The organism is Nocardioides sp. NPDC047086, assembly GCF_040643685.1.
Lineage (GTDB): Bacteria > Actinomycetota > Actinomycetes > Propionibacteriales > Nocardioidaceae > Nocardioides.
In genome coordinates, this window is sequence record NZ_JBEYUV010000030.1 from 46,891 (window position 1) to 70,025 (window position 23,135).

At 69.4% G+C, this 23,135-nt stretch carries 20 protein-coding genes and 1 pseudogene; 12 read left to right on the plus strand and 9 right to left on the minus strand.

Going from position 1 to position 23,135, the window contains the following annotated elements:
- Positions 1 to 30: 30 nt before the first annotated feature.
- Positions 31 to 2,733 (minus strand): GNAT family N-acetyltransferase, encoded by a 2,703-nt coding sequence (locus tag ABZ796_RS20285; protein ID WP_357339300.1) that lies wholly within the window; start codon positions 2,731 to 2,733, stop codon positions 31 to 33.
- A gap of 49 nt (positions 2,734 to 2,782) precedes the next feature.
- The gene (locus ABZ796_RS20290) at positions 2,783 to 3,010 is read right to left on the minus strand and encodes a type II toxin-antitoxin system VapB family antitoxin (protein ID WP_357339301.1); all 228 of its coding nucleotides are present in this window, start codon (positions 3,008 to 3,010) and stop codon (positions 2,783 to 2,785) included.
- A 236-nt stretch (positions 3,011 to 3,246) separates the two neighbouring features.
- Between ABZ796_RS20290 and ABZ796_RS20295 the strand changes: the two genes are divergently transcribed.
- From ABZ796_RS20295 to ABZ796_RS20330, 8 genes are all read left to right on the plus strand, one after another.
- On the plus strand, positions 3,247 to 4,224 hold the full coding sequence (locus ABZ796_RS20295; RefSeq protein WP_357339302.1) for an ABC transporter ATP-binding protein: 978 nt from the start codon (positions 3,247 to 3,249) through the stop codon (positions 4,222 to 4,224).
- Positions 4,221 to 5,579, plus strand: a complete 1,359-nt coding sequence (locus tag ABZ796_RS20300) for an ABC transporter permease (RefSeq protein ID WP_357339304.1) — start codon at positions 4,221 to 4,223, stop codon at positions 5,577 to 5,579. The genes ABZ796_RS20295 and ABZ796_RS20300 overlap by 4 nt, the downstream gene beginning before the upstream one ends.
- A complete protein-coding gene (locus ABZ796_RS20305) occupies positions 5,576 to 8,359 on the plus strand; it encodes an alkaline phosphatase family protein (protein WP_357339305.1) in 2,784 nt (927 codons plus the stop codon). Before ABZ796_RS20300 ends, ABZ796_RS20305 begins: the two co-directional genes overlap by 4 nt.
- A 141-nt stretch (positions 8,360 to 8,500) precedes the next feature.
- Complete coding sequence (locus ABZ796_RS20310; protein WP_357339307.1) at positions 8,501 to 10,981, plus strand: DNA topoisomerase IV subunit A; 2,481 nt, start codon at positions 8,501 to 8,503, stop codon at positions 10,979 to 10,981.
- Between the two features lie 4 nt (positions 10,982 to 10,985).
- Entirely contained in the window at positions 10,986 to 11,249 is a 264-nt protein-coding gene (locus ABZ796_RS20315) for a hypothetical protein (RefSeq protein WP_357339309.1), read from the plus strand.
- Positions 11,250 to 11,413: 164 nt separating this feature from the next.
- The gene (locus tag ABZ796_RS20320) at positions 11,414 to 12,529 is read left to right on the plus strand and encodes a hypothetical protein (protein ID WP_357339311.1); all 1,116 of its coding nucleotides are present in this window, start codon (positions 11,414 to 11,416) and stop codon (positions 12,527 to 12,529) included.
- A 48-nt stretch (positions 12,530 to 12,577) separates the two neighbouring features.
- Positions 12,578 to 13,285, plus strand: coding sequence for an LppX_LprAFG lipoprotein (locus ABZ796_RS20325; RefSeq protein ID WP_357339313.1), 708 nt, complete (start codon positions 12,578 to 12,580; stop codon positions 13,283 to 13,285).
- Entirely contained in the window at positions 13,282 to 15,003 is a 1,722-nt protein-coding gene (locus ABZ796_RS20330) for an MFS transporter (protein ID WP_357339315.1), read from the plus strand. Before ABZ796_RS20325 ends, ABZ796_RS20330 begins: the two co-directional genes overlap by 4 nt.
- Here the strand turns inward: ABZ796_RS20330 and ABZ796_RS20335 are convergent.
- A complete protein-coding gene (locus tag ABZ796_RS20335) occupies positions 14,990 to 15,553 on the minus strand; it encodes a DUF4188 domain-containing protein (protein ID WP_357339316.1) in 564 nt (187 codons plus the stop codon). The two genes, ABZ796_RS20330 and ABZ796_RS20335, sit on opposite strands and share 14 nt — an antisense overlap.
- Before the next feature lie 88 nt (positions 15,554 to 15,641).
- On the opposite strand from ABZ796_RS20335, the gene ABZ796_RS20340 reads away from it, so the two are divergent.
- The gene (locus ABZ796_RS20340) at positions 15,642 to 16,274 is read left to right on the plus strand and encodes a MerR family transcriptional regulator (protein ID WP_357339318.1); all 633 of its coding nucleotides are present in this window, start codon (positions 15,642 to 15,644) and stop codon (positions 16,272 to 16,274) included.
- A 42-nt stretch (positions 16,275 to 16,316) separates the two neighbouring features.
- On the opposite strand, the gene ABZ796_RS20345 is transcribed toward ABZ796_RS20340, so the two are convergent.
- The 5 genes and pseudogenes from ABZ796_RS20345 to ABZ796_RS20365 all read right to left on the minus strand — a co-directional run bounded on the left by ABZ796_RS20345 (position 16,317) and on the right by ABZ796_RS20365 (position 19,521).
- Positions 16,317 to 16,565: a hypothetical protein gene (locus tag ABZ796_RS20345; protein WP_357339320.1), complete on the minus strand. Its 249-nt coding sequence runs from the start codon at positions 16,563 to 16,565 to the stop codon at positions 16,317 to 16,319.
- A gap of 76 nt (positions 16,566 to 16,641) precedes the next feature.
- Complete coding sequence (locus tag ABZ796_RS20350; RefSeq protein WP_357339321.1) at positions 16,642 to 16,785, minus strand: GPGG-motif small membrane protein; 144 nt, start codon at positions 16,783 to 16,785, stop codon at positions 16,642 to 16,644.
- Positions 16,786 to 16,981: 196 nt separating this feature from the next.
- Positions 16,982 to 17,110, minus strand: coding sequence for a hypothetical protein (locus ABZ796_RS20355; RefSeq protein ID WP_357339330.1), 129 nt, complete (start codon positions 17,108 to 17,110; stop codon positions 16,982 to 16,984).
- Positions 17,111 to 17,169: 59 nt separating this feature from the next.
- Positions 17,170 to 18,474: pseudogene (locus tag ABZ796_RS20360) on the minus strand (catalase); the annotation flags it as partial.
- 84 nt (positions 18,475 to 18,558) lie between these two features.
- The gene (locus ABZ796_RS20365) at positions 18,559 to 19,521 is read right to left on the minus strand and encodes a glycosyltransferase (RefSeq protein WP_357339322.1); all 963 of its coding nucleotides are present in this window, start codon (positions 19,519 to 19,521) and stop codon (positions 18,559 to 18,561) included.
- A 277-nt stretch (positions 19,522 to 19,798) separates the two neighbouring features.
- Between ABZ796_RS20365 and ABZ796_RS20370 the strand changes: the two genes are divergently transcribed.
- Genes ABZ796_RS20370 through ABZ796_RS20380 form a run of 3 tightly spaced genes read left to right on the plus strand, consistent with a single transcriptional unit; the run spans position 19,799 to position 21,143 of the window.
- Positions 19,799 to 20,593: a sigma-70 family RNA polymerase sigma factor gene (locus ABZ796_RS20370; RefSeq protein WP_357339324.1), complete on the plus strand. Its 795-nt coding sequence runs from the start codon at positions 19,799 to 19,801 to the stop codon at positions 20,591 to 20,593.
- A 59-nt stretch (positions 20,594 to 20,652) separates the two neighbouring features.
- Complete coding sequence (locus tag ABZ796_RS20375) at positions 20,653 to 20,877, plus strand: hypothetical protein (RefSeq protein ID WP_357339326.1); 225 nt, start codon at positions 20,653 to 20,655, stop codon at positions 20,875 to 20,877.
- Positions 20,874 to 21,143 carry a hypothetical protein gene (locus tag ABZ796_RS20380; RefSeq protein ID WP_357339327.1) on the plus strand — a complete coding sequence of 90 codons (270 nt, stop codon included), beginning with the start codon at positions 20,874 to 20,876 and terminating at the stop codon, positions 21,141 to 21,143. Before ABZ796_RS20375 ends, ABZ796_RS20380 begins: the two co-directional genes overlap by 4 nt.
- Positions 21,144 to 21,583: 440 nt before the next feature.
- On the opposite strand, the gene ABZ796_RS20385 is transcribed toward ABZ796_RS20380, so the two are convergent.
- Positions 21,584 to 22,858, minus strand: coding sequence for a DUF222 domain-containing protein (locus ABZ796_RS20385; RefSeq protein WP_357339328.1), 1,275 nt, complete (start codon positions 22,856 to 22,858; stop codon positions 21,584 to 21,586).
- Positions 22,859 to 23,135: the final 277 nt, after the last annotated feature.

Below are 23,135 nucleotides of genomic sequence, written 5' to 3' on the forward strand. Positions count from 1 at the left end.
CCCATCCTTCCACGCGCCGCCACGGGCCGCCTAGCCAGGAAGGGTGTCGCCCACCGCAGGGTTGAGGCGGCGTACGAACCAGTCCGACCGCGGATCGGCGACCAGGTCGACCCTGGCACCGGCGGTGAGGACGGCGGATCCTTCGAGCCCGACGAGGACCAGCGAGAGGTCGAGGGAGGAGATCTGGGGCAGGTCGTTCTGCAGCTGGGCGACCCTGAGGACGAGCCGTTCGATCTCGTCGACGTCGACCATGTCACCGCCGCGGTAGCCGAAGAGCATCGGCGCGGCCTTGATCTCGCGCACCATCGAGGCGGCGTCGCGCTCGGACAGCGGCGGGATCCGGTAGGCCTTGTCGGCCACCAGCTCGGTGATCGGGCCGGCGATGCCGAAGGAGACCACGGGGCCGAACAGCGGGTCCTCCATCGAGCGGATCGCGACCGGGACCCCCGGGGGCGCCGTCCTCTGCACGGTGAACCCGCCGGTCTCGGGCGGGATCCGGCTGGTGATCAGCTCCCAGGCCTCGGTCATCTCGTCGACGTCGTCGATGTTGCGTACGACATGGGCCTGGTCGGGCCGCTCCCGGACGCTCTCGACGGTCGCCTTGAGGACGACGCCCCAGCCGAGGTCCTCCGCGGCGGCGATCGCCTCCTCGAGGGTGCTGACGCTGTGGGTGTTCCACAGCTTGATCCCGTAGGCGGCCAGCACCATGCGCAGGTCCTCGCGGCTCAGATCGCCGCCCGCCGGGCGCGCGGCGAGCACGTCGGTGACGATCTTGCGTGCCGTGCGCGGGTCGCACTCCTCGGTGCTGAGCCACGGGGTCTCGCCGTCGGCGGAGCGCAGCCACACGGCGTACTCCACGACCTTGGCCAGGGCGCGTACGGCCGACTCGACCGAGGAGTAGGACGGCACCGATCCGCGACCGGCGGTCGAGCCCGCCACGTCGGGGACACGCAGCAGCTCGGGGACACCCTCGGCGCCCAGGAAGCTGGTGACCAGCGGCTTGTCGGACTGCTCCCCCACCGCGGCGAGCACGTTGGCGATCTCCTCGCCGGAGACGTTGAGCGGCGGGATGTAGACCGAGATCACCGCGTCGACCTCGGGATCGTCGATGGCTGCGTCGAGCGCGTCCTCGAAGTCCTCGGCGCTCGGCTCGGTGGGGAGCGGGACCTGCTTGTTGACCTGGAGACCGGCCGAGACGGCGGCGTCGGCGGCCAGCAGACCCAGGGCGTCGGAGTTGCCGACGATGGCCACCCGCCGGCCACGCGGGAGCGGCTGGTGGGCGAGGAGCTGGGCGACGTCGAACATCTCGTCGAGGGTGTCGACCTGGATGATCCCGGCCTGGCGGAACATCGCGTCGACAGCCGCCGGCGGAGCGCTGATCTTGCGGACCGCATGACCCATCGGCACGCCCTGGGTGGTGCGGCCCGAGCGGACCGCGACGATCGGCTTGCGCAGCGAGACGCGGCGGGCGATGCGGGAGAACTTCCGCGGGTTACCGATCGACTCCAGGTACATCATCACGACCTCGGTCGAGACGTCCTCCTCCCAGTACTGCAGGAGGTCGTTGCCGGAGACGTCGGCTCGGTTTCCGGCGCTGACGAAGGTGGACAGGCCCAGGCCCCGGTTGTTGACCTTCTCCAGGATCGCCGAGCCGAGCGCGCCGGACTGGCAGAAGAAGCCCGCGCGGCCACGCGGCGGCATCGTCGGGGCGAGGCTGGCGTTGATCTTGACCTGCGGATCGGTGTTGATGACGCCGAGCGCGTTGGGCCCGATCAGCCGCAGGCCGTAGGAGCGGGACAGGTTGACCAGCCGCCGCTGTCGCTGGCGGCCCTCCTCACCGGTCTCGGCGAAGCCGCTGGAGATGACCACGAGCCCGTGCACGCCCTTGGCGGCGCAGTCGAGCACGACGTCCTGGACGGCGTCGGCGGGCACCGCGACGATCGCCACATCGACGTCGTCGGGGATGTCCTGGACGCTCTTGTACGCCGGCATGCCGCTGACCGCGGTGGAGCTCGGGTTGACCATGTAGACCCGGCCGGTGAAGTCACCGATCACCAGGTTGCGGACCAGCGCCTGGCCGACGGTCTCCTGCCTCCGGCTGGCGCCGATGACCGCGACCGAGCGCGGGTTGAAGAAGCGGTGGATCGAGGCGGACTCGGCCTCGTGCTCACGCAGGGCGAGCCGGCCGACCGCGGTGTCGGTGACGTCGATCCCGAACTGCAACGAGATGACACCGTCCTCGTAGACGCTGGCCACCTTGTAGCCCGCGTCGCGGAAGGTCTGGATCATCCGCGCGTTGTCGGGGAGCACGTCGGCGGTGAACTTGGTGACCCCGCGCTCACGCCCCGCCTGGGCGAGGTGCTCGAGCAGGATCTGCGCGATCCCGCGGCCCTGGTAGTCGTCCTCGACGAGGAAGGCGACCTCGGCCTCCCCGGGCCTGACCACGTCGTAGCGCCCGACCGCGATCATCCGGCCTCTGAGCGTGAGGATGAAGGCGACCCGGTCCTTGTGGTCGACCTCGGTGAAGCGCGCGACGTCGCGTGCGGACAGGTGCGGCATCGGCGAGAAGAACCGGTAGTACTTCGACTCGTCGCTGACCCGGTGGTCGTAGAAGTCGACCAGCAGGTCCTTGTCCGCCGAGCGGATCGGCCGGATGTGGGCCGTCCGCCCGTCGCGCAGCAGCACGTCCGCCTCCCAGTGGGAGGGGTACGGCGGGGTCTGCTGCGCGGTCACGAGAGAAATCTAGCGGGAGAGGCCAGCGTCTCGCGCGCAGCAGCCGCCGTCAGTGGCGTACGACGTTGGCGCGGTCGCGCTCGTTGAGCACGCGCCAGCCGTCGTAGTCCCAGTTCCGCGCCAACTTCTGGGCGTGCTTGGGAGCGTCGCCCTCATGGTTGCGGATGACGAGTTCACGCACGGCGAACTCCACCGCCTCCTGGGGCGTGGTCGCGCCGGAGATCCGCTGGATCTCCGCGAGCAGCTCGTTGTCGAGCTCGATCTGGGTGACAGCCATCTCCAAGCACCTCCATGTGCGTTGAACCGGTGACTCCTGGACGGATTGACCTATACAGCCAATGTACGCGGAAGTGCGGCGTACGGAAGGGGCACGCCAGCTGCCACCCCTCATTTCCTGACCGTTCGCCCAACTCGGGCGACCATGTCACCCGCCCCTCATAGCTTCGACGCCTCGGGAAATGCTCAGACGCTCCGCACACGCGGCGCGTGGTCTTGTCGTCTCAGGGAGCCCCGATGCCATCTCGTGCCGCCGTGCGGGCGCGCAGCCTCACCAAGATCTTCGGCGACGTCATCGCCCTCGAGGACGTGGATCTCGATGTGCCGACGGGACAGATCCACGGTCTGGTCGGCCCCAACGGGGCGGGAAAGACCACGCTGCTCGGTCTGCTGCTCGGCCTGTCGGTGGCCGACAGGGGGACGCTCGACATTCTCGGGGTGACCAGCGGGGACGTCCTCTCGGTCGCCCACGGGGTCGCCGGTTTCGTCGACTCCCCCGGCTCCTACCCCGGTCTCACCGCCCGTCAGAACCTCACCTCGCTGGCATCGCTGCGCGGCGAGCGGTACGGCGCCTCGGGCATCGACGACCTGCTGGACCGCGTCGGTCTCGGCGAGGTCGCCGACGACAACGTACGCGGCTTCTCCCTCGGCATGCGCCAGCGCCTCGGCCTCGCCGCAGCCCTGCTCGGCAGGCCGCAGCTGCTGATCCTCGACGAGCCGGCCAACGGCCTGGACCCCGTCGGCAAGCGTCTGGTCCACCAGGTCCTCACCGACCTCGCCGACTCGGGCGCCACGGTCGTCCTGTCGAGCCATCGCATGGACGACCTGGCCGCGCTGTGCGACGAGGTGACCCTGCTGTCCACCGGCCGGGTGGTGTTCTCCGGCCCGGTCTCCAAGCTCGAGGCCGAGAGCGGCGAGCTCGACTACCGCCTGGTCACCAGCGACCCGACCGAGGCCCGCAGGATCGCCGAGGATGAGACGGGCCTCACCCTCGTCACGGGCCGCAAGGCGGTCGGTGACCAGGCCGCCCTGGTCGTACGGGGCCACGAGTCCGCGATCGACGACCTGGTCCGGCGCCTGGTCGGCGCCGGCACGGCCATCCGCGAGCTAGGCCCGGTCGTGCCTCCGCTGGAGGCCGCGTTCCTCGCTCTCACCGGTGCCGACACCGACACCCACGCCGGCACCCGCTCCCAGGATCAGGAGATCGCCCGATGACCACCGCCACCCTCGACGGGCCACGCCTGGCCGAGCCGGTCAGCCTCCGGCGCGGCTACCGCTTCGAGATGGTGAAGCTGCTGTCCCAGTGGCGCCTGCGCGTGGTGTTCCTCGCCTGCCTGCTGGCCCCGACGATCTACACCGCGGTGGTGAGCCGGCAGACGACCCTGCCCGCCGACGCCGTCTACGGCCGGCTGATGAACCAGTCCGGCTGGGCCGGCTCGCTCACGATCCTGGTCTTCATGGGTACGCTCGCGCTGCCGCTGCTCACCTCCGTCGTCGCCGGTGACATCTTCGCGGCCGAGGACCGGCTCGGCACCTGGCGCCACCTGCTCATCGCCGTACGCTCGCCGCGGCGGATCTTCCTGGCCAAGACGCTCGCGGCGCTCACCGTCACCCTGGTGCTGATCGGAGCGCTGGCCGTCTCCTCGGTGGTCGGTGGCGTACTCTCGGTCGGCGCCCACCCGCTGCCCGGCCTCGACGGACACCAGCTCTCCTCGGCGACGCTGGCACGCACCGTCACGCTGGCCTGGCTCAGCGTGCTCCCCCCGACGCTGGCGTTCTCGGCCGTCGGCCTGCTGGGCTCGGTGGCGCTCGGCCGCTCACCGCTGGGGCTGCTCATGCCGGTCGCCGTCGCCCTGGTGCTCGAAGGCATCCAGCTGCTCCCCATCCCGGTGAGCCTGCGGATGGCCCTGCCGATCAACGCCTTCCTCTCCTACCGCGGTCTGACCACCGAGCCCGAGCAGCTCTCGGCGATGTGGATCGGGGTCGTGGTCAGCCTGGCCTGGACGGTCCTGGCGACGTACCTGGCCTACCGGATCTTCACCCGCCGCGACTTCACCAACATCGCCTTCGACGGCAACACGAGGCGCTTCGCGCTGGTCGGCCTCGCTCCGCTGGTCACCCTGGCGCTGGTCTCGGCCTGCGTCATCGCCGCGGCGACCGGCGCCGTCGGCAACGGCGTCGAACGCCAGAAGCTGGAGTCGGCCCTCTCCACCTCCTTCTCGCACCTGTACGTCCTGCAGACCGAGCGGCTGCACCGACCCGCCGTCACCGAGGACGAGCTCGACGCCACCGCGGCCTGCGACAAGGGCGGGGAGCGGGTGGAGGACTCCGGCCCGGGCGCCGACTGGCGCTGCGTCGTGACCTGGACCCTTCCGGGCGCGACCTCGCAGGCCAACGCGATCTACCAGCTCGACGTGCTGCCCGACGGCCGGTTCACCGCCGACGGAGACGGCCCCAAGGAAGTCAACGGGTTCTTCCAGGTTCGCACCCCCACGGGCGACGCACCGAACCCGTTGTGGCAGTTCGACGGGCTCGTCGACCTGCTTGCTGAAGCGAAAGGACAGGAATGAACATCACGCGCAACCGCGTTGTGAAGCCGTCTCGGCGGCTCCCGTCACGAAGCCGTGCCGTCGCCGCACTCGCGAGCGGTCTCGCGCTCGCGGTCACCGGCGGCGTGGCGTACGGAACGACCGCCGGGTTCGGCGAGAACCTGGTCGGCCAGGAGTACCCCGACGGCCTGCAGATCTCGTCCAACCAGATCCTCAAGCCCCTCGGTGAGCGGCTGACGACCGAGTACGGCAAGTTCATGGGCTCGACGGTCAGCCCCGACGGGCGGTTCCTGGCGGCCACCGCCAACGACCGCTCGGTCTCGCTGCAGATCTTCGACCTGCAGACGTACGAGCTGATCTGGCGCGGCGGCACCGCTTCCGGTGTCGATGCGAGGCTCTCGGACAACACCGTCGGCCAGGAGGGCCCGCTCTACTCCCCCGACGGCAAGTTCCTGTTCATGCCGAACGCCAAGGGCATCACCAGGTTCCCGGTGAACGCGGACGGCAAGCCCGGCACCGGCACCAAGATCGCGCTCCCCGATGTCGACGGCAAACAGGCACTGACCGCCGGGATGACCTTCTCCCCCGACGGGTCCACGCTCTACGCCGCGGCCAACGGTCAGAACAAGGTCGTCGCGATCGACCCGGCCGACGGCACGGTCGGTCGGACCTGGCCCGTCGGCATCGCCCCGCGCCAGCTGAGGTTTGTCGGCACCAGGCTGTACGTCAGCGACGAGGGTGGCCTCCAGGCCAAGCCGGGCGAGGACACCATCGACTCCTACGGCACCGACGTGCCGGCCGATCCGCACAAGGGCACCTCGACGACCGGTGTGCTCAGCGTCATCGACACCGCCGACACCGGCACGCCCGTCGAGCAGATCGAGGTCGGCCTGCACCCGACCGACCTGCACTTGGAGGGCAAGACCCTCTACGTCGCGAACACGAACGACGACACGATCTCCGTCGTCGACACGACGACCGACAAGGTCGTCCAGACGATCTCCACCCGGGTCTGGCAGAGCTCGAAGGTGGGCTACGAGCCCAACGCCATCGCCGTCCAGGACGGACGCCTGCTGGTCAGCCTGGGCCGCACGAACGCGATCGCGGTCTACAAGCTGGGCCGGAGCGCACTCGACCCCGTCGGCTACGTGGGTCTGATCCCGACCGACTACTACCCCGAGGACGTCTTCCCGGTCGACGGCAGGATCGTGGTCGCGAACCGCCGCGGCATCGATGCCCGCGGCCCGGAGATCACCTTCAACAAGGGCCCCGAGGTCCCCGTCGTCAAGGGTCACGGCACCCACGGGACCACCGCCTCGCTGACCCGCTTCGAGCTGCCCGGCGACGCCGAGATCAAGGACACCTACACCCCCAGGGTCTACCAGCAGAACGGCTGGGGAGGCGCCGACTCCGACGTCAAGCACTCCGTCGCTGGCCGCGCCGCCGCGCCGGTCGCGGTGCCCAAGCGGATCGGTGACCCCTCGACGATCAAGCACGTCTTCATGCTGGTCAAGGAGAACCGCACCTACGACCAGATCCACGGCGACCAGCCGGAAGGCAACGGCGACCCCTCGCTCGCCCAGTTCGGCGAGGACGTCACCCCCAACATCCATGCGCTGTCTCGCCAGTTCGGCCTCTACGACAACACCTACGACATCGGCACCAACTCGGCCGAGGGTCACAACTGGATCATGCAGGGCGACAACCCCGAGTACACCGAGTCGAGCGCCGGCGAGTACGTCCGCAGCTACGACACCGAGGAAGACGTCCTGGGCCACCAGCGCTCGGGCTTCCTGTGGACCGCGATCCAGGACGCCGGCCACTCGGCGCGCAACTTCGGCGAGTTCATCTACACCACCGGCAAGCCGTCCGGCACCTGGCAGCAGTACTACTGCGCGACCAAGTCGGTCCAGGAGGGTGGCGACCCCGCCCAGCTGACCAGCCCGGAGCTCAAGGGGAACTACGGCTCGCCGATCCCCTCGCTCAACGACATCACGGTGCCGACTGCGCCGCCGTTCGACATGCAGATCCCCGATCTGTACCGCGCCGAGATCTGGAAGCAGGACTTCCGCAAGAACGGCCCGTCCGACCTCAACATGATCTGGCTCTCCGACGACCACACCGGCGGCCCGGTCTCGTCCCGGTCGAACGTGGCCAGCGGTGACCTCGCCGTCGGCCGGATCGTCGAGGAGATCTCGCACAGCAAGTACTGGAAGAACTCCGCGATCTTCGTGGTCCAGGACGACTCCCAGAACGGCGCCGACCACGTCGACGGCCACCGGGCCCCGATCCAGGTGATCAGCCCGTACGCCGCCCACGGCAAGACGGTCTCGACCTACTACTCGCAGATCAACATGGTTCGCACCATCGAGCAGATCCTCGGCGCCGAGCCGCTGAACCAGAAGGTCGCCGCGGCGACCCCGATGTTCGACGCGTTCCAGGTCAAGCCGGACCTCACCCCCTTCAAGGCGCTCCCGAACCGGATCTCGCTGACCGAGGGCATCAAGACACCGCCCGAGTGCGGTCTCGACGAGCCCACCGGCCCGCAGGCCGTGGCCACGCGGAGCACCCCCGAGGCGTACGTCTCCTACTCCGAGGAGTGGCAGAAGTGGGCGAGCAAGCAGCGGCTGACCACGAAGGGAAGCCGCTCGGCCGAGCCCGACTACGCCAACCCCGAGCAGATGAACCGCTTCACCTGGTACGACGCCCACCACTGGCAGCTGCCCTACCCGGGCGACAAGAAGATCTACCTGCCCGAGGAGGTGCCCGGCGCGGCGCTTCCTGGCAGCGAGGTCGACTGATCGGCTGACCGCAGCAGCACGACGGCCCGCCGGGGAGACCCGGTGGGCCGTCTGGCGTGCGGGGGCGATCCCTCGACCGATTCGGGTCCGATCGGCGAGCCCGATGTCGGGTTCGCACAGGGATTCGAGACAATGCCCCTTATGGCACGCGGCAAGACCAAGCAGGACGTACCCGACGACTTCGAGGAGCACATCCTCGACACCGACATCGGGGACGAGATGCGGTCCTCATTCCTGGAGTACTCCTACTCCGTCATCTACTCCCGGGCACTGCCCGACGCCCGCGACGGTCTCAAGCCCGTGCAGCGGCGGATCCTCTACACGATGAACGACATGGGCGTACGTCCCGACCGCGGCCACGTGAAGTGTGCCCGCATCGTCGGTGAGGTGATGGGCAAGCTGCACCCACACGGCGACGGCGCGATCTACGACGCCCTGGTCCGGATGGCGCAGCCGTGGGCGATGCGGCTGCCGATGATCGACGGGCACGGCAACTTCGGCTCCCCCGGCGGTGACGACCCGGCCGCCGCCATGCGTTACACCGAGGCCCGGATGGGCCCGGCGGCGCAGGCGATGACCGATGACATCAAGGAAGACACGGTCGACTTCCGGCCCAACTACGACTCGCGGGAGATGGAGCCGAGCGTGCTCCCCGCGGCGATCCCCAACCTGCTGGTCAACGGCGCCACGGGCATCGCGGTCGGCATGGCCACCAACATGGCCCCGCACAACCTGGTCGAGGTCATCGCCGCCGCCCGCCACCTGATCAAGCACCCCGGCGCCGAGCTCGACACGCTGATGAAGTTCATCCCCGGCCCCGACCTCCCCACCGGCGGCACCATCGTCGGCCTCGACGGGATCCGGGATGCGTACGAGACCGGCCGTGGCTCCTTCAAGATCCGCGCGACCACGCGGATCGAGCCGTTCGGGCGCCGCAAGGGCATCGTGATCACCGAGCTGCCGTTCAACATCGGCACCGAGAAGATCATCGAGCGTGTCAAGACGCTGGTGCAGTCCAAGAAGATCCAGGGCATCGCCGACCTCAAGGACCTCACCGACCGCGAGCACGGCACCCGCCTCGTCATCGAGGTCAAGAACGGGTTCGTGCCCGAGGCCGTCCTCGAGCAGCTCTACAAGATGACGCCGCTGGAGGACTCCTTCGGCATCAACAACGTCGCGCTCGTCGACGGGCAGCCGCGCACGCTCGGCCTCAAGGAGCTGCTCGAGGTCTTCCTCGGACACCGCTACGACGTCGTCCGGCGCCGTTCGCAGTTCCGCCGCGACAAGGCCGCCGACCGGCTCCACCTCGTCGACGGGCTGCTGATCGCGATCCTCGACATCGACGAGGTCATCCAGCTGATCCGCTCCTCCGACAACGCCGGCGAGGCCAAGGAGCGGCTGATCTCGGTCTTCGACCTGAGCCAGCCGCAGGCGGAGTACATCCTCGACATGGCACTGCGCCGGCTGACGAAGTTCTCCAAGATCGAGCTGGAGAAGGAGCGCGACGAGCTCCGCTCGACGATCGAGTACCTCGACTCGATCCTCGGCGACGACGAGATGCTGCGGAAGGTCGTCTCCGACGAGCTCGGCGAGGTGGCCAAGACGTTCGGTACGCCGCGGCGCACCGTGCTGCTCGCCTCCGCCGGCACCCCGGCGCTCGAGGCGATGAGCCTCGAGGTCGCCGACGACCCGTGCTTCGCGCTGCTGTCCTCGACCGGCCTCCTGGCCCGCTCCTCGGACGCCGAGCCCTTCTCGACGGGCTCGGCGCGCGCCAACCACGACGTCATCGTCTCGGTGGTCCCGGCGACCGCGCGCGGCCAGATCGGCGTGCTCACCTCCCGGGGCCGTCTCGTACGTCTCGGGGTGCTCGACCTGCCGGCGATGCCGCCGACCCACGGCGACCCCAACCTGTCCGGCGGTCTACCGCTCTCCGCGCTGCTCTCGCTGGAGTCCGACGAGCGTGCGCTGGCGCTCACCACGCTGGCCACCGACGGTCCGGGCATCGCGCTCGGCACCCGCCTCGGTGTCGTGAAGCGGGTCAACCCCGAGGTGCTGCTCAACAAGGACGAGTGGGAGGTCATCAAGCTCGCCGACGGCGACGAGGTGGTCGGCGCGGCCCAGCTGCGCACCGGCACCGAGTCGCTGGTCTTCGTCACCTCCGACGCCCAGCTCCTCCACTTCCCGGCCGATGTGGTCCGTCCCCAGGGCCGCAGCGCCGGCGGGATGGCCGGCGTCCGGATGGCCCACGGGTCCAAGGTCGTCTTCTTCGGCGTCGTCTCCCCCGACGCGCCCGAGGGCGCCGCGGTCGTGACCGTCGCCGGGTCTTCGAGCGCTCTGCCCGGGACCGAGACCGGATCGGTGAAGACCACGCCGTTCAGCGAGTACCCGGCCAAGGGCCGGGCCACCGGCGGCGTACGCGCGCACCGTTACCTCAAGGGAGAGGACTCGATCGTCTTCGCCTGGGTCGGCGCCGCTCCCCCGCTCGCCGCGGCCGCCTCCGGGGCGCCCATCGACCTGCCCGAGATCGACCCGCGCCGTGACGGCTCGGGGATCCCGATCGAGCAGCCCGTCGACGCCGTCTCCGGACCCGTCGCGCACACGTTCCCGGTCTCTGCCGGGTAGGTGGATGCTCACCGAGGTAACTCGGTCGACGCGCGCTTCCCTCGCGGAGTTCCCCGAGGGAAGCGGATGCTCACCGAGGTACCTCGGTGAGCATCCCGACCGTCGGCGCAGCACGACCGACGTCGAGCAGCAGCACCCCACGACCACGGACCACGTCAGCCACCGTCTCGGCCTCGGCGCCGCCGTCGTCCTCGTCGGTGCCATCGCCGTCCTTCTCGCCCTCCTCACCCGCCGCATCCTGGCCCGCGACGTAGCCGTCACTGCCTGATCCAGACGCCGACTCTCCGTGCGGAGGAGATCATCGACCGGCATCGCGGGTACCGGGTCACTCCGCCACCGAGGGAGAGAGCCTGCCATGACACCTGCGGTCATGCCTGTTGTCAACGCGACCGGAGGGCGGACCATCCGCCGCGAGCCTAGGATCTTCGGCTGATGTCCCGTCCGAGTGTGACCACGCGCGCCCGGACGACGGCCATGCCCACCACGGGGCGAGCGGCTCGCCTCCGCGCACGAGTCAGCCGGCTTCCGTGGGGTCAGGCCCTGACGACGGCGGTCGCGGGAGCCATCGCCTTCTGGGTCGGTGCGGTGTTCCCAGGACCGGCAGGCGAGTTCCCTTACTACGCGCCCTTCGGGGCCGTGGTGGCGATGTCCTCGACCGTGCTGGGCTCGGTTCGCAAGTCCGTCCAGAGCATCGTCAGCATCTGGCTGGGCTCCGCCATCGCGCTGGCCATCGGGGCGGTCCGCGCGCCCGAGCCCGCGACGGTGGCGCTGGTGATCGGGTTGGGAACGATCGCGGGAACCTGGAGCTGGCTCGACGACACGGGTCACTGGGTCCCGACAGCAGCCCTGTTCGTGCTCATCATCGGAACCGGCGATCCCGTGGCGTTCGTGAGTGCCTTCGGCGGCCTCACCCTGATCGGGGCCGGGATCGGGGTCCTGATGTCGATGCTCTTCCCGCAGCTGCCGCTCGCGCCAGCGGAGCGGGCGACAGGCGCTGTCCGTCGGAAGGTGCTCGGCCAGCTACGGCGGCTGGCGCATGCTCTGCAACGAGACAAGCCACCGACGGAGAATCAATGGAGCGACTTCCTGGCACAGCTGGAGCCGGCCCTGCAGAGGATGCGTGCCGCGAGACAGCTCGTCCTCGATGCCTCCCGCGCCAACATGCGGCGGGAAAGCTACCGATACCGCTTGGAAAGACAGCTCGAGCAGGCAGCGAGCCTCGAGCGGGTCTGCCTCCTGGTCGAGGAGCTCACCCAGCTCCTGGAAGAGGAGGAACGGGAGGGGAACGATCAGGTCGGTCTGGGCCCGGAGCTGCGTCCGGCCACGGCGCGGGCTCTGCTTGCGCTCGCGGATCTGGTGGAGTCCGGAGACCGGCACATCGCCGACCCGGAGGCCAAGGCGGTCGCCCAGGATGCCCTGGCGGCGCTCGTCGACCAGATCCGGGACGTACGTGGGGGCGAATCCCCGGATGACGATCTCTTCACCGCCGGCAGCATCGTCACCACCATCCGGCGATGCCTGGAGACTCCGCGTCCGGTTCACCGATGAGGCCACCTGGGCAGCACGAGGGTTGCGGGGCGTGGCATTCTGAGCCGCATGCCACTGAGCCTGCCACGCCTCGCCTTCGCTCTCGTCGCCCTTCTGGCCGCGCTTCTCGTGATGACCTCCTGCGGCGACGAGGACCCGACCAAGGGACGTACGCCGAAGCAGGTGCTCGCGGCAGCGCAGAAGCACCTCGACGAGACGAGCGGGATCAACTTCTCGATCGCCTCCGACGACCTGCCCGAGGGCATCACGACGCTGAAGGCGGCGACCGGGACGCTGACCCGCCAGCCCGCGTTCCAGGGCAAGCTGACCGTGCCGGTGATGGGCGCCGAGGCGCAGGTCGAGGTGGTCTCGGTGGACGGCGTCGTCTACGCGAAGCTGCCGTTCACGACGGCGTTCCAGGAGCTCGACCCGGCCGACTACGGCGTACCCGACCCGGCCGCGCTGATCGCGCCGGAGACCGGCATCTCCTCGCTGCTCGCCGCGACCGAGGACGTGAAGATCGGCAAGTCGGTGCGCGGTGGCCAGAACAACGACGAGATCCTCTCGACCTACACCGGCACCCTCCCGGACGCCGTGGTCCAGAAGATCCTGGCCGGCGCGAGCGGCGACTTCGACGTCACCTACATCCTCAACGACTCCGACGAGCTCACCGAGGCCACCATCACGGGCCACTTCAGCGGTGAGGGCGAGGCGGCCTACTCCTACACGATCGACGTGACCGAGTACGGCGTCGAGAAGGAGATCGCCAAGCCGTGAGGGCGGTCCTCTGGCTGGCGGCCGTCGCAGTCGCCTTCGCCGCCGCGGACACCTACGTCGTGGTGCTGGCGCTGCCGGACATGATGGCCGGCGTCGGGCTCTCGATCGAGGAGCTGCAGCGGGCCGCGCCGCTGATCTCCGGGTTCCTGCTGGGCTATGTCGCGGTGCTGCCGCTGATCGGACGCCTCGCCGACCTCCTCGGGCACCTGCCGGTGCTCGTCGGCGGACTGGTCGTCTTCGCCTTCGGCTCGTTCCTGACGGCGCTCTCGTGGGACCTGGCCGCGATGGTGGTCGGCAGGTTCTTCCAGGGGCTGGGCGGCGGCGCGCTGGTGCCGGCGACCCTCGCGCTGGTCGCGGCGCTCTACCCTGCCGAGCGCCGTGGGGTTCCGCTCGGGCTGGTCTCGGCGGTCCAGGAGCTCGGCTCGGTGCTCGGGCCGCTCATCGGAGCGGCCGTCCTCGCCGTCGCGGACTGGCGGGCGATCTTCGCGCTCAACCTCGTGGTCGGGGTCGTGCTGGCGATGGCGATCCGGCGACTGGGCCGCTCGGACAACACCGCCGTCCGGGGTCGCACCCGGCCTGACCTGATCGCCCTGCTGCTGTTGCTCGTCGCAGGTGTCGCCTTCGTCCTCCTGGCGATCGAGCCGACCGCTCTGGTCCAAGACCTGACCTGGGGTGCGCTCTACGTGCCCGCTATCGGCTCGTCACGCTGGCTCACGCCGCTCGGCCTGGCCACGATCATCGCCACGCTGACCTTCCTGCTGAAGTGCGGCCTGCGGCCGGGCGTACGCCGCGTGCTCGGCCGGATCACCGCCGAGGTCGACCTCCTCGGGGCGCTGCTGCTCTCCTTCGCCCTGGCCGGGGTGATCCTGGCCTTCGCGACCGCCGACCCCGAGGTGGCGGTCTTCTCCGAGCAGGGCGTCTGGTACCTCGTCGCCGGCGGGCTGGCGCTGCTCGGCTTCGTCTTCCACCTGCGCCGGGCGCAGGACCCGATCGTGCCCCGCGGCGCGTTCGCCCGGACGCCGGCGTGGGGCTCGGTGCTGATCTCGTTCTTCGTCGGCGCCGCGCTGGTCGCGGCGCTGATCGATGTGCCGCTCTTCGCCCGCACCACGATCTACGGCGACAGCCAGCTCAAGGCGGCCCTGGTGCTGCTCGAGTTCCTGGTCGCGCTGCCGGTGGGGGCGGTCGCGGGTGGGTTCCTCACCCGGCGACTGCCCGCGGGCGTGATCGCGGGTGGCGGGATGCTGCTGGCCGCGGTGGCGTTCGTGCTCATGGCCCGCTGGGACGCCGACGCGCTGCGCTCGCTGTCGGCGACCGTCGTGCTCGTCGCCGGCGGCCTCGGCTTCGGCCTCGCCCTGGCGCCGGTCAACGCGGCGATCCTGGCCACGACCGAGCAGTCGATGCACGGCCTGACCACGTCGTTCACGGTCGTGGCGCGCATGGTCGGCATGCTGGTCGGGATCTCGGCACTGACCACGATCGGCCTGCGCAGCTACTACGCCGCCCAGGCCGACCTGCCGTCGCTGTCGTCGGTGTGCACCGGCGGCGGCATGTGCGAGGAGTATCAGGACCTGCTCATCGGCGCCGCCATCGCCCAGGAGCACACCGTCTTCGCCGGCGCCGCGGTCTGCGCCGGGATCGCCGCCCTGCTCTCCCTCGTACTGCTGCGCGGCGCGCCCACCCGGGCACTCTCGCCCAGCGAGACCGTCACGGCGCTGTAGGGGTCACCTCGACGTACTCCGGGCGGGTGGAGCCCATCCGCTCGTGGGTCCTGTTCCGACGCCCGGCGGACCGCTCGACGACGCCGAGGGCGGCACCGAGACCGAAGGCCGGCATGTTGCCGTAGAGCGTCTCGACCTGGTCGGCGGGGACCCGATAGGTCTCGTGCCAGATCCCGACGTCGCCGGTCGAGGCAGCGTGCCGGTTGAAGGCGGCCCAGGCGGGAGCGTGCGTGCGGGACGGGTCCTTGGCGAACCGCCCTAGATCCTCGACGCGGCGCCAGTACTGCACCGTCAGCAGCACCCTTCCCGACCAGTAGCTGCGCGCAGCGAGCATCCCCAGCTCCGGGTTCCGGGCTAGCTCCGCAAGCATCCGCGGCATCCCGACGAACGCCGGGAACCAGCTACGCACCTTGTGCCAGCGGTGGATGCGCATCCCGATCAGGAACACGACGACCTCCTCGGTGCCGACGTCCGCGACGCTGTGCCCGGGCGTGACGCCGTCCGGAACGTTCTCAGGGGCCTCTCGATAGCCCCGGGCGATCTTGGACATCCCCGTCCTCCTGGCTGGATAGCGACAGTATCTAGTCTAAGATAGTGCTCCTATCCAGCACCGCTGTCAACCAGTTCGCGGAGGAACGATGCGGATCTCCGAGCTAGCAGACTCGACCGGCGTGAGCGTCGCGACGATCAAGTACTACGTACGCGAGGGTCTCCTCTCCCCCGGCAGAAAGCTCTCCGAGCGCCTGGCCGACTACGACGACCAGCACGTACGCCGCCTGCGCCTGCTCCGCGTGCTGCGCGATGTCGGTGCCGTGCCCGTCGGCGCGCTCAAGGCGCTCGTCGACGCGACCCAGGACCGCACCGCCTCGGTGCACGACATGTTCGGCAAGGCCTGCGACGCGCTCCGCATCGAGACGACCGTGCCCACGGCCGGCGGCGATCACACCCGCGACCTCGCCGACCGGATCCTCGCCCAGGCGGGATGGACCGAGGTCAGGGCCGATGCCCCCGAGCGTGACCACCTCGCCGGCATCATCGGGGTGATCCTCGACAGCGGTCTGCCCACCGACCCCGAGGGCGCGGCGACCTACCTCCCCCTCGTCGATGCGATCGCTGCGTACGAGCTCGATCAGATCGACGACACCCAGGACCGCGAGGCGATGATGGAGCAGATGGTCCTGGGGCAGGTCGTCCTCGGGGAGTTCCTGCTCTGCCTGCGTCGCCTGGCCCACGAGCATCACAGCGCCCTGCGGTTCGCAGAACGCCGCTGACTCACCCGACCCGGACCCGGAGCCGGGTGAGAGCGCGTCGCCTCAGGAGCCGCTGGCGACCCGGTCGCTCACGCCCGTGACACCGAACGCATGGGCACAGTGGGCGCAGCAGAACATGTGCTGCTCGTTCTGCACCCCGTGCCCGAGGATGCGGGCCCCGCAGTTGACGCACACGGGCGCGATCACCGCCACGGCACACTCGATCGAGTCGAAGACGTGGTGCTCGCCCGAAGCCGTCGTCACCTCGAAGCTCTCGTCGTAGTCGTTGCCGCACGTGGCGCACTTACCCATGTCGTTCCTTTCGTCTTCGCTTCACGCTGGACGCCACCCGGCCCGGGGCCCCGAAGGGCACCGGGCCGCATGGTGTCTATGTGAAGATGCTGACCCCACCGGGGCCGACCAACAGGCCGACGATGATGAGGACTGCGCCCCAAAGGATTTGGCCTCGGACCAGCGCCAAGATGCCGCCGATGACCAGGACTGCCGCGATCAGCCAGAGAAGTAGTGCCATGTGGATCTCACCTCTGTGTGTAGTTGTTGCGGGGGATGCTCGGACCTTGTCGTCCGAGCGGCTACGGAGCAGGGGCTTTGCTTGTCGGCACCCTGCACGGAGTTGGCCTGCGGATCACTCCTCATGATTTCTCTTGTTCGTACACTCCTCCCGGTACCCAGTTCGCGCGGCTGTAAACCCTCCTTACGGCAAACCTTCAGGAGAGCGCGAACCTCTCCCACGAGCGGTGCGCGGCGAGGAGGTCGGGAAGCTCGGCCGCGGCCGTCGAGGCGGACTCCTCGGCCTTGACCCCCGGCGCGGGGACCGCGATCCCGGCCGTCGTGATGACCTCGGCTCCGTGACCTTACCCAGCTCGAAGGCGTACGCGGCGACGATGTGCTGCTTCTCGACCGGTGTCATCGAGAGCCAGAAGAGCCGCGCCTGGCTGTAGTGGTCGTCGAACGAGGCCGGCTGCGTACGCTGCTTGGTCGTCTCGGGCACCGTCACCGGGTTGTCCAGGAACGCTCCCTGCGGGTCGCCTGCCAGGAACGGGCAGCCGCCGTCGAGCGAGTTGGGGTGGTAGGGCGCGACGCCGCCGTGAATCTCGTCCTGGTGGAACCCGTCGCGCAGCATGTCGTTGACCGGCGCGTGCGGCCGGTTGATCGGGATCTGGTTGAAGTTCGGCCCGCCGAGCCTGGTCAGCTGGGTGTCGACGTAGGAGAAGAGCCGCGCCTGCATCACGGAGTCGTCGGTGACGTCGATGCCGGGCACCAGGTTGCCGACGTGGAAGGCGACCTGCTCGGTCTCGGCGAAGTAGTTGGTGGGGTTCCGGTCGAGGACCAGGCGACCGATCCTCTGGACCGGCGCGATCTCCTCGGGAACCAGCTTGGTCGGGTCGAGCAGGTCGATCCCCTCGTACGTCTGCTCCGGGGTGTCCGGGAAGACCTGGATGCCCAGCTCCCACTCGGGGTGGGCACCGGCCTCGATCGCGTCGGCGAGGTCGCGGCGGTGGAAGTCCGGGTCGAAGCCGCCGAGCATCTGGGCCTCCTCCCAGAGCAGACCGTGGACGCCGAGCTTCGGCTTCCAGTGGAACTTGACCAGGCTCGTCCTCCCCTCGGCATTGACGAGCCGGAAGGTGTGGACGCCGAAGCCCTCCATCATCCGGTAGGAGCGCGGGATGCCGCGGTCGGACATGTTCCAGATCGTGTGGTGCTGGGCCTCGGTGTGCAACGAGACGAAGTCCCAGAAGGTGTCGTGGGCCGACTGGGCCTGCGGGATCTCGCGGTCGGGGTGCGGCTTGCCGGCGTGGATGACGTCGGGGAACTTGATCCCGTCCTGGATGAAGAAGACCGGGATGTTGTTGCCGACGAGGTCGAAGGTGCCCTCCTCGGTGTAGAACTTCGTGGAGAACCGCACGAAGACCGGCGTCTCCCGGCCCTCGGCGAGGAAACCGGCGCTGGTCACGGTCTCGGCCGTTCCGTACGCCGTGAACGTGCCGTGCGCACCGGCTCCGCGGGCATGGACGACGCGTTCGGGAATCCGCTCGTGGTCGAAGTGGGTGATCTTCTCGCGCAGGTGGTGGTCCTGGAGCAAGGTCGGGCCGCGCTCGCCCGCCTTGAGGGACCTGTCGGTCTCGCGCAGGCGCACACCGCCCGAGGTGGTCAGCCACTCGGTCTGCTCAGGGGCGCCGGGGCTCGGCGTGTCGGTCATAGCGGTCCTTCGGTCGGGGACAGAGCTCGCTCCCGTACCCCGCTCCGACGCCTCACATGCCCAGAACCCGCCCGCGCCCCGCTCTCACGCGGCGCTGCCGGTGGCGACCCACCGGAACACGTCGTCCCACTCGTCGAGGAACCTCTCCAGGCCGTAGCGCCGTCTCGCGTGCCGGCGCCCGATGAGCCCGGCCTCCTCGGCGACGTCGGGATCCTTCATCAGGTGGCGTACGGCCGGGACGATCTCGTCGCGGCGGGTGGTGACGAAGCCGGCCTCGTGCGGCACCGCGAGCGGGGTCTCGGTCGTGGCCAGGGCGACGACCGGCATGCCCAGATGCATCGCCTCGATCAGGGAGAGACCCAGCGAGGTCCAGCGATTGAGGTGGACGTACACGCGACGCCGCGGAAGATGGTCGTGCAGGTCGAGCTGGGTCAGGTTCTCGTACGTCCGCAGCCCCCGGTGCGCGGGCAGGTGCTCGACGCGCATGCCGAAGACGTCGGCGCCGACGCCTTCGGCCAGCACCGGGATCAGGTCGGCGCCCACCGCGCGGCCGCGGCGTACCGGATCGTTGACGACCATCCCGGGGCGCTCGATGTCGCCGGTGTAGCGGCGGCCGGGGTCGACGATGCCGTGCTCGATCACGGTCGTCGGGGTGCCGTCGCAGTCCCAGAGAAGGTCGTTGAAGCCGGTCACATGCACGATCGGGACGCCTCTGCCCGCCATCGGGTGACGGGCGTCGGGGACTGCGCCGGCGGGAGTGTTGTGCTCCAGGTAGACGGCCGGCAGGTCGCGACCGGGACGCCGCCCGCCGAGCCACTGCTCGGCCAGCTCGACCTCGTGCGGACGCTGCAGGACGACGAGGTCGACCTCCTCCTCGGCGAGGGCCTCGCTGCTCACCTCACGGGCGGCCGCGGGCCAGTCCCAGGTGCGGGCGCGGCCGAGACCGTCGGGCCCGCGGTCGGGGGTGACCGGGACGAGGTAGTCGTGGCGACCGTGCACGAACGCCGTGGTCCAGGAGCCGTGCACGTGCCAGATCAGGATTCTCATCTCCTGTCGGTTCCCGGAAGCCCCTTCGGTGATGCAAGTAGGCAGGTCAAGTTCCCCGGCGAGCGGCTCAAAGCGTCTCGCCCGGGGTACCCAGAACACGTCGCATCCCGCTCCGGTCCGGAAGGGAGCACAGCTGAAGGTCCTCGGGGTAGCCATCGCGGCGGGGTTGAGCGCTTCCCACCCGAAAGGGTGACTGCGGTGTCCAGGGCCCACACCCGTCGGGGTGAAACTCACGGCGAAACCGTTTGAAGGCGGTCGAGCCGGGCACTACCTAGACATGACGACGACGACTTTCGAGACAGACCTACCCCGGGCCCAGCGACAGCGTCTGACCTCAGAGCTGTTGGCGGAGGCGCAGACCGCGGAAGGTGAGGAGCAGGATCGCGTCCTCGAAGAGGTGATCCTGCTGAACGCAGCGGTGGCCCGCTCGATCGCTCACCGCTACACCGGCCGTGGCATCCCCCGTGCGGACCTGGAGCAGGTGGCGTACACCGCCTTGGTCCGTGCTGCGAAGAGCTTCCACCCCGATCGTGCCGACGACTTCCTGACCTATGCCGTGCCCACGATCCGTGGTGAGGTGAAGCGCTGGTTCCGTGACCACGGCTGGACGGTGCGCCCGCCGCGGCCCATCCAGGAGCTGCAGAGCACGCTGCTGCGGATCGGCTCGGAGCGCGGCAACCTGCCCACCTCCGAGCTGGCCGAGATCGCCCACGTGCCGGAGCAGAAGGTACGCGAGGCCCTCGATGCCCGTGGCTGCTTCACCCCCACCTCGCTCGACGCCCCCCTTCGCGCCACCGACGCGCAGTCCTCGGTGGAGGCGACCATCGGCGACATGCTGCCTGCGGTCGACGGCGGACTCGCCGACTGCGAGACCCGACTGGCCCTCGAGCAGGCGATCCGCGGGCTGTGCCCGCGTGACCAGCGCGTCGTCCGCCTGCGCTTCATCGAGGACCGTAGCCAGGCAGAGATCGGCGAGATCATCGGCGTCACCCAGACCCAGGTCTCCCGGATCCTGACCCGGATCATCGACGACCTGCGTGAACAGCTCGACGACGAAGAGATCGCCGCATGACCCGTACCCACGACGGGTACGGGACGACGAAAGCCGACCCCGACACAAGGAGATCTGGCATGACGTACTCAACGATCACCGGCGAGCGCGCCAAGAACGCTCAGCGCTCGCTGTGGAACGGCACGACGCCCAAGACCAAGTGGCAGGAGTCGTCCTGGGGCAAGCGGATCACGGCGATCGCCGCGTTCCTCACCCCGGTCGTGATGGCCGTCGCCACCACCGTCATCCGCAAGAAGGGCACCGACGCGCTCCTGCGAAAGTTCAAGGCAGGTGACAAGAAGTGAGGACGAAACGAAACCTCTTCACCTTCGCCCTCGGCGGAGTAGCCGGCTACGTCGTCGGCCGCTACCCCGCCGCGACCTACGAGAAGCTGCGCGACGGAGCCGGCGTCACCGTAGGCATGGCCCGCGAGCGGATCGGCATCATGTCGGAGAGCTTCCCGATCGGCCGGCCCGGTTACCACCGAGCTCCCGCCGCTCAGCCTTCGGAGCCCGCTGACGGTCCCCTGGACCGGACCTCCACGGCCTACGTCTCCCGCCCGCACCCGTAACCCCTCGCAAGCTCGGCTCTCTTGGGGGGTTCGCCGCCGACCCTTGCTTCGATTGTTTCTCGATCACGCACCGCGTCAAGGACGGGCTTCGCCCGCCGGCTTCGCCGGTGGCCTGCGGCCATCCTTGACCCGGCACCCGATCGAGAAAGATTTCGCCTGTATCGGGCCGGCGGCGAGGGTGTGGCGCAGCGGATTCAGTTGGGTACGGGCTCGGGGCTGTGGCTGGCGTCCACTGGAAGCTCGAGGTCTCGATCGGGTGGGCACAACGGGACGATGCCCCACGCAACCGAGCACTTCCCCACACGCAGGAAGGTTCCCCACGCTTCGGAGCAGGGAGGACCGCCGTGCGGGTGGGGAAGTCTCCGCGCCGGTGGGGAACACCCACGAAACGGGCCGGTGTGGGGCTGACTGACCGGGATGAATCAGAACTCTGACGGATGTCAGGAGCGGCGGGTGAACCGGATCGTGCCATCCGGTAGTCGCTCATGAACATAGGCCGGGTTGTGCGCCAACCGGTGATGATGCGGACACAACAACGCCCCGTCCTTCAGATCGGTCTTCCCGCCGTCGGCCCAGGGGTCGAGGTGGTGGGCGTCGCACCACTCCGGTGGCATGTCACACCCCTCGGCCTGGCAGCACTTCTGCTGCAGCCGGAGTGCCTTGCGCTGGATGGGCTGGAAGAACCGGCTGGCGCGGCCGGCGTCGAGGACCTCACCCTCACCGCCGAGGGCCCAGGGGATGATGGTGGCGTTGCACGCCATCCGCCGGGCCTCGGCCGCGCTGATCACCGCGCCGTTGGTCTCGTCATACCCCAGCGTCGCGACCCCGAGGTCCTTACGGAGCTCCTCGAGCGTGATCACCACGTTGATGGTGGTGGCATCACCACCATGACGGGGCAGGGCGGCGGGGTCGATGGTCTCCAGCAGCCGGGTGAACCCCTGGCCCATGAGTCGTTCCCACGGCGGCAACGGGCTGCCTTTGGCGACGAGCTGTTGTTTGCGGGGTTGGGCGTAGGCCTCGACGAGTCGTTTGAACCGCATCCCGATCGAGACCGGCAACACGCCCTCGAACCCGATGGTGCCGTCGTGGTTGTCCCACACCCGCAGCGCGGTCCTCTGCTGGGCGCGTTGTTCCTCGGCCAGGAGGGCTTGGGCTTCGGCGTCCTCGAACCGGACCGGATCGATCTCGACCAGGACCCGCTTCCCCGCGATCCGCAACTGGTTCGCGGTCAACTCACCGGCGTAGCCGACCAGCAGCTTCTCCGCGAGGATCAGGTGCCCGCCGCTGGCGACCGGATCGGCGTCGATCTTGTCCAACGCCTTGGTGATCACCCGGGCCTTGTCCAGAGACACGACACCCTCGGCGAGGCCGGCGGCGACCAGGTCGTACTTGGCGACCCTGGTGGCGAGTTTGATCTGGGAGCGGGCCACACCCCTGTCGACCGACAACTCAGCGCGCATCCACGCGGACGCGTCCTTGGCGCCGGTCTCCTCGGCGATGTCACCCGCCGTGGCGAGGACCCGCAGCTTCAGTGCGGCCTGCTGGGCTTGGAGTTTCTCCAGGCGTTCGAGCAGGTCCTTCTTCTGCTCGGTGCGCCAATAGACCGGGTCACTCGCGAGCAGGTCGTGGAGGGCGGTCTCGATAGCCTGCAAGGCAGCGTCGTTCGCGTCGCCGGGGTTGGTGCCCCAGTGGTCGATGTCGCGGCCGAGACTCATCGGATGCCTCTTTCAGAGGTGTGTTGTGATGGGTCTGATTCTACGCCTCAACCACTTCCCTGGCTATCTATTTCCCCAGGTCAGACACTATTTTCGCGGTGAGCGAACGGCGTCGCTTCTGTGGATGGTAAGTGGCCCGAAGGGCCACCCCTCACACCCCAGCAACACCACCTGTCCCAAGGAAGAATGCGCTGCGCCACACCCGGGCCGCCGCCCCGATAGCCAGCCAAGTTTTTTCTCGACGGGCGCCGGTGTCCAGGACCGCGAAGCGGCCGGC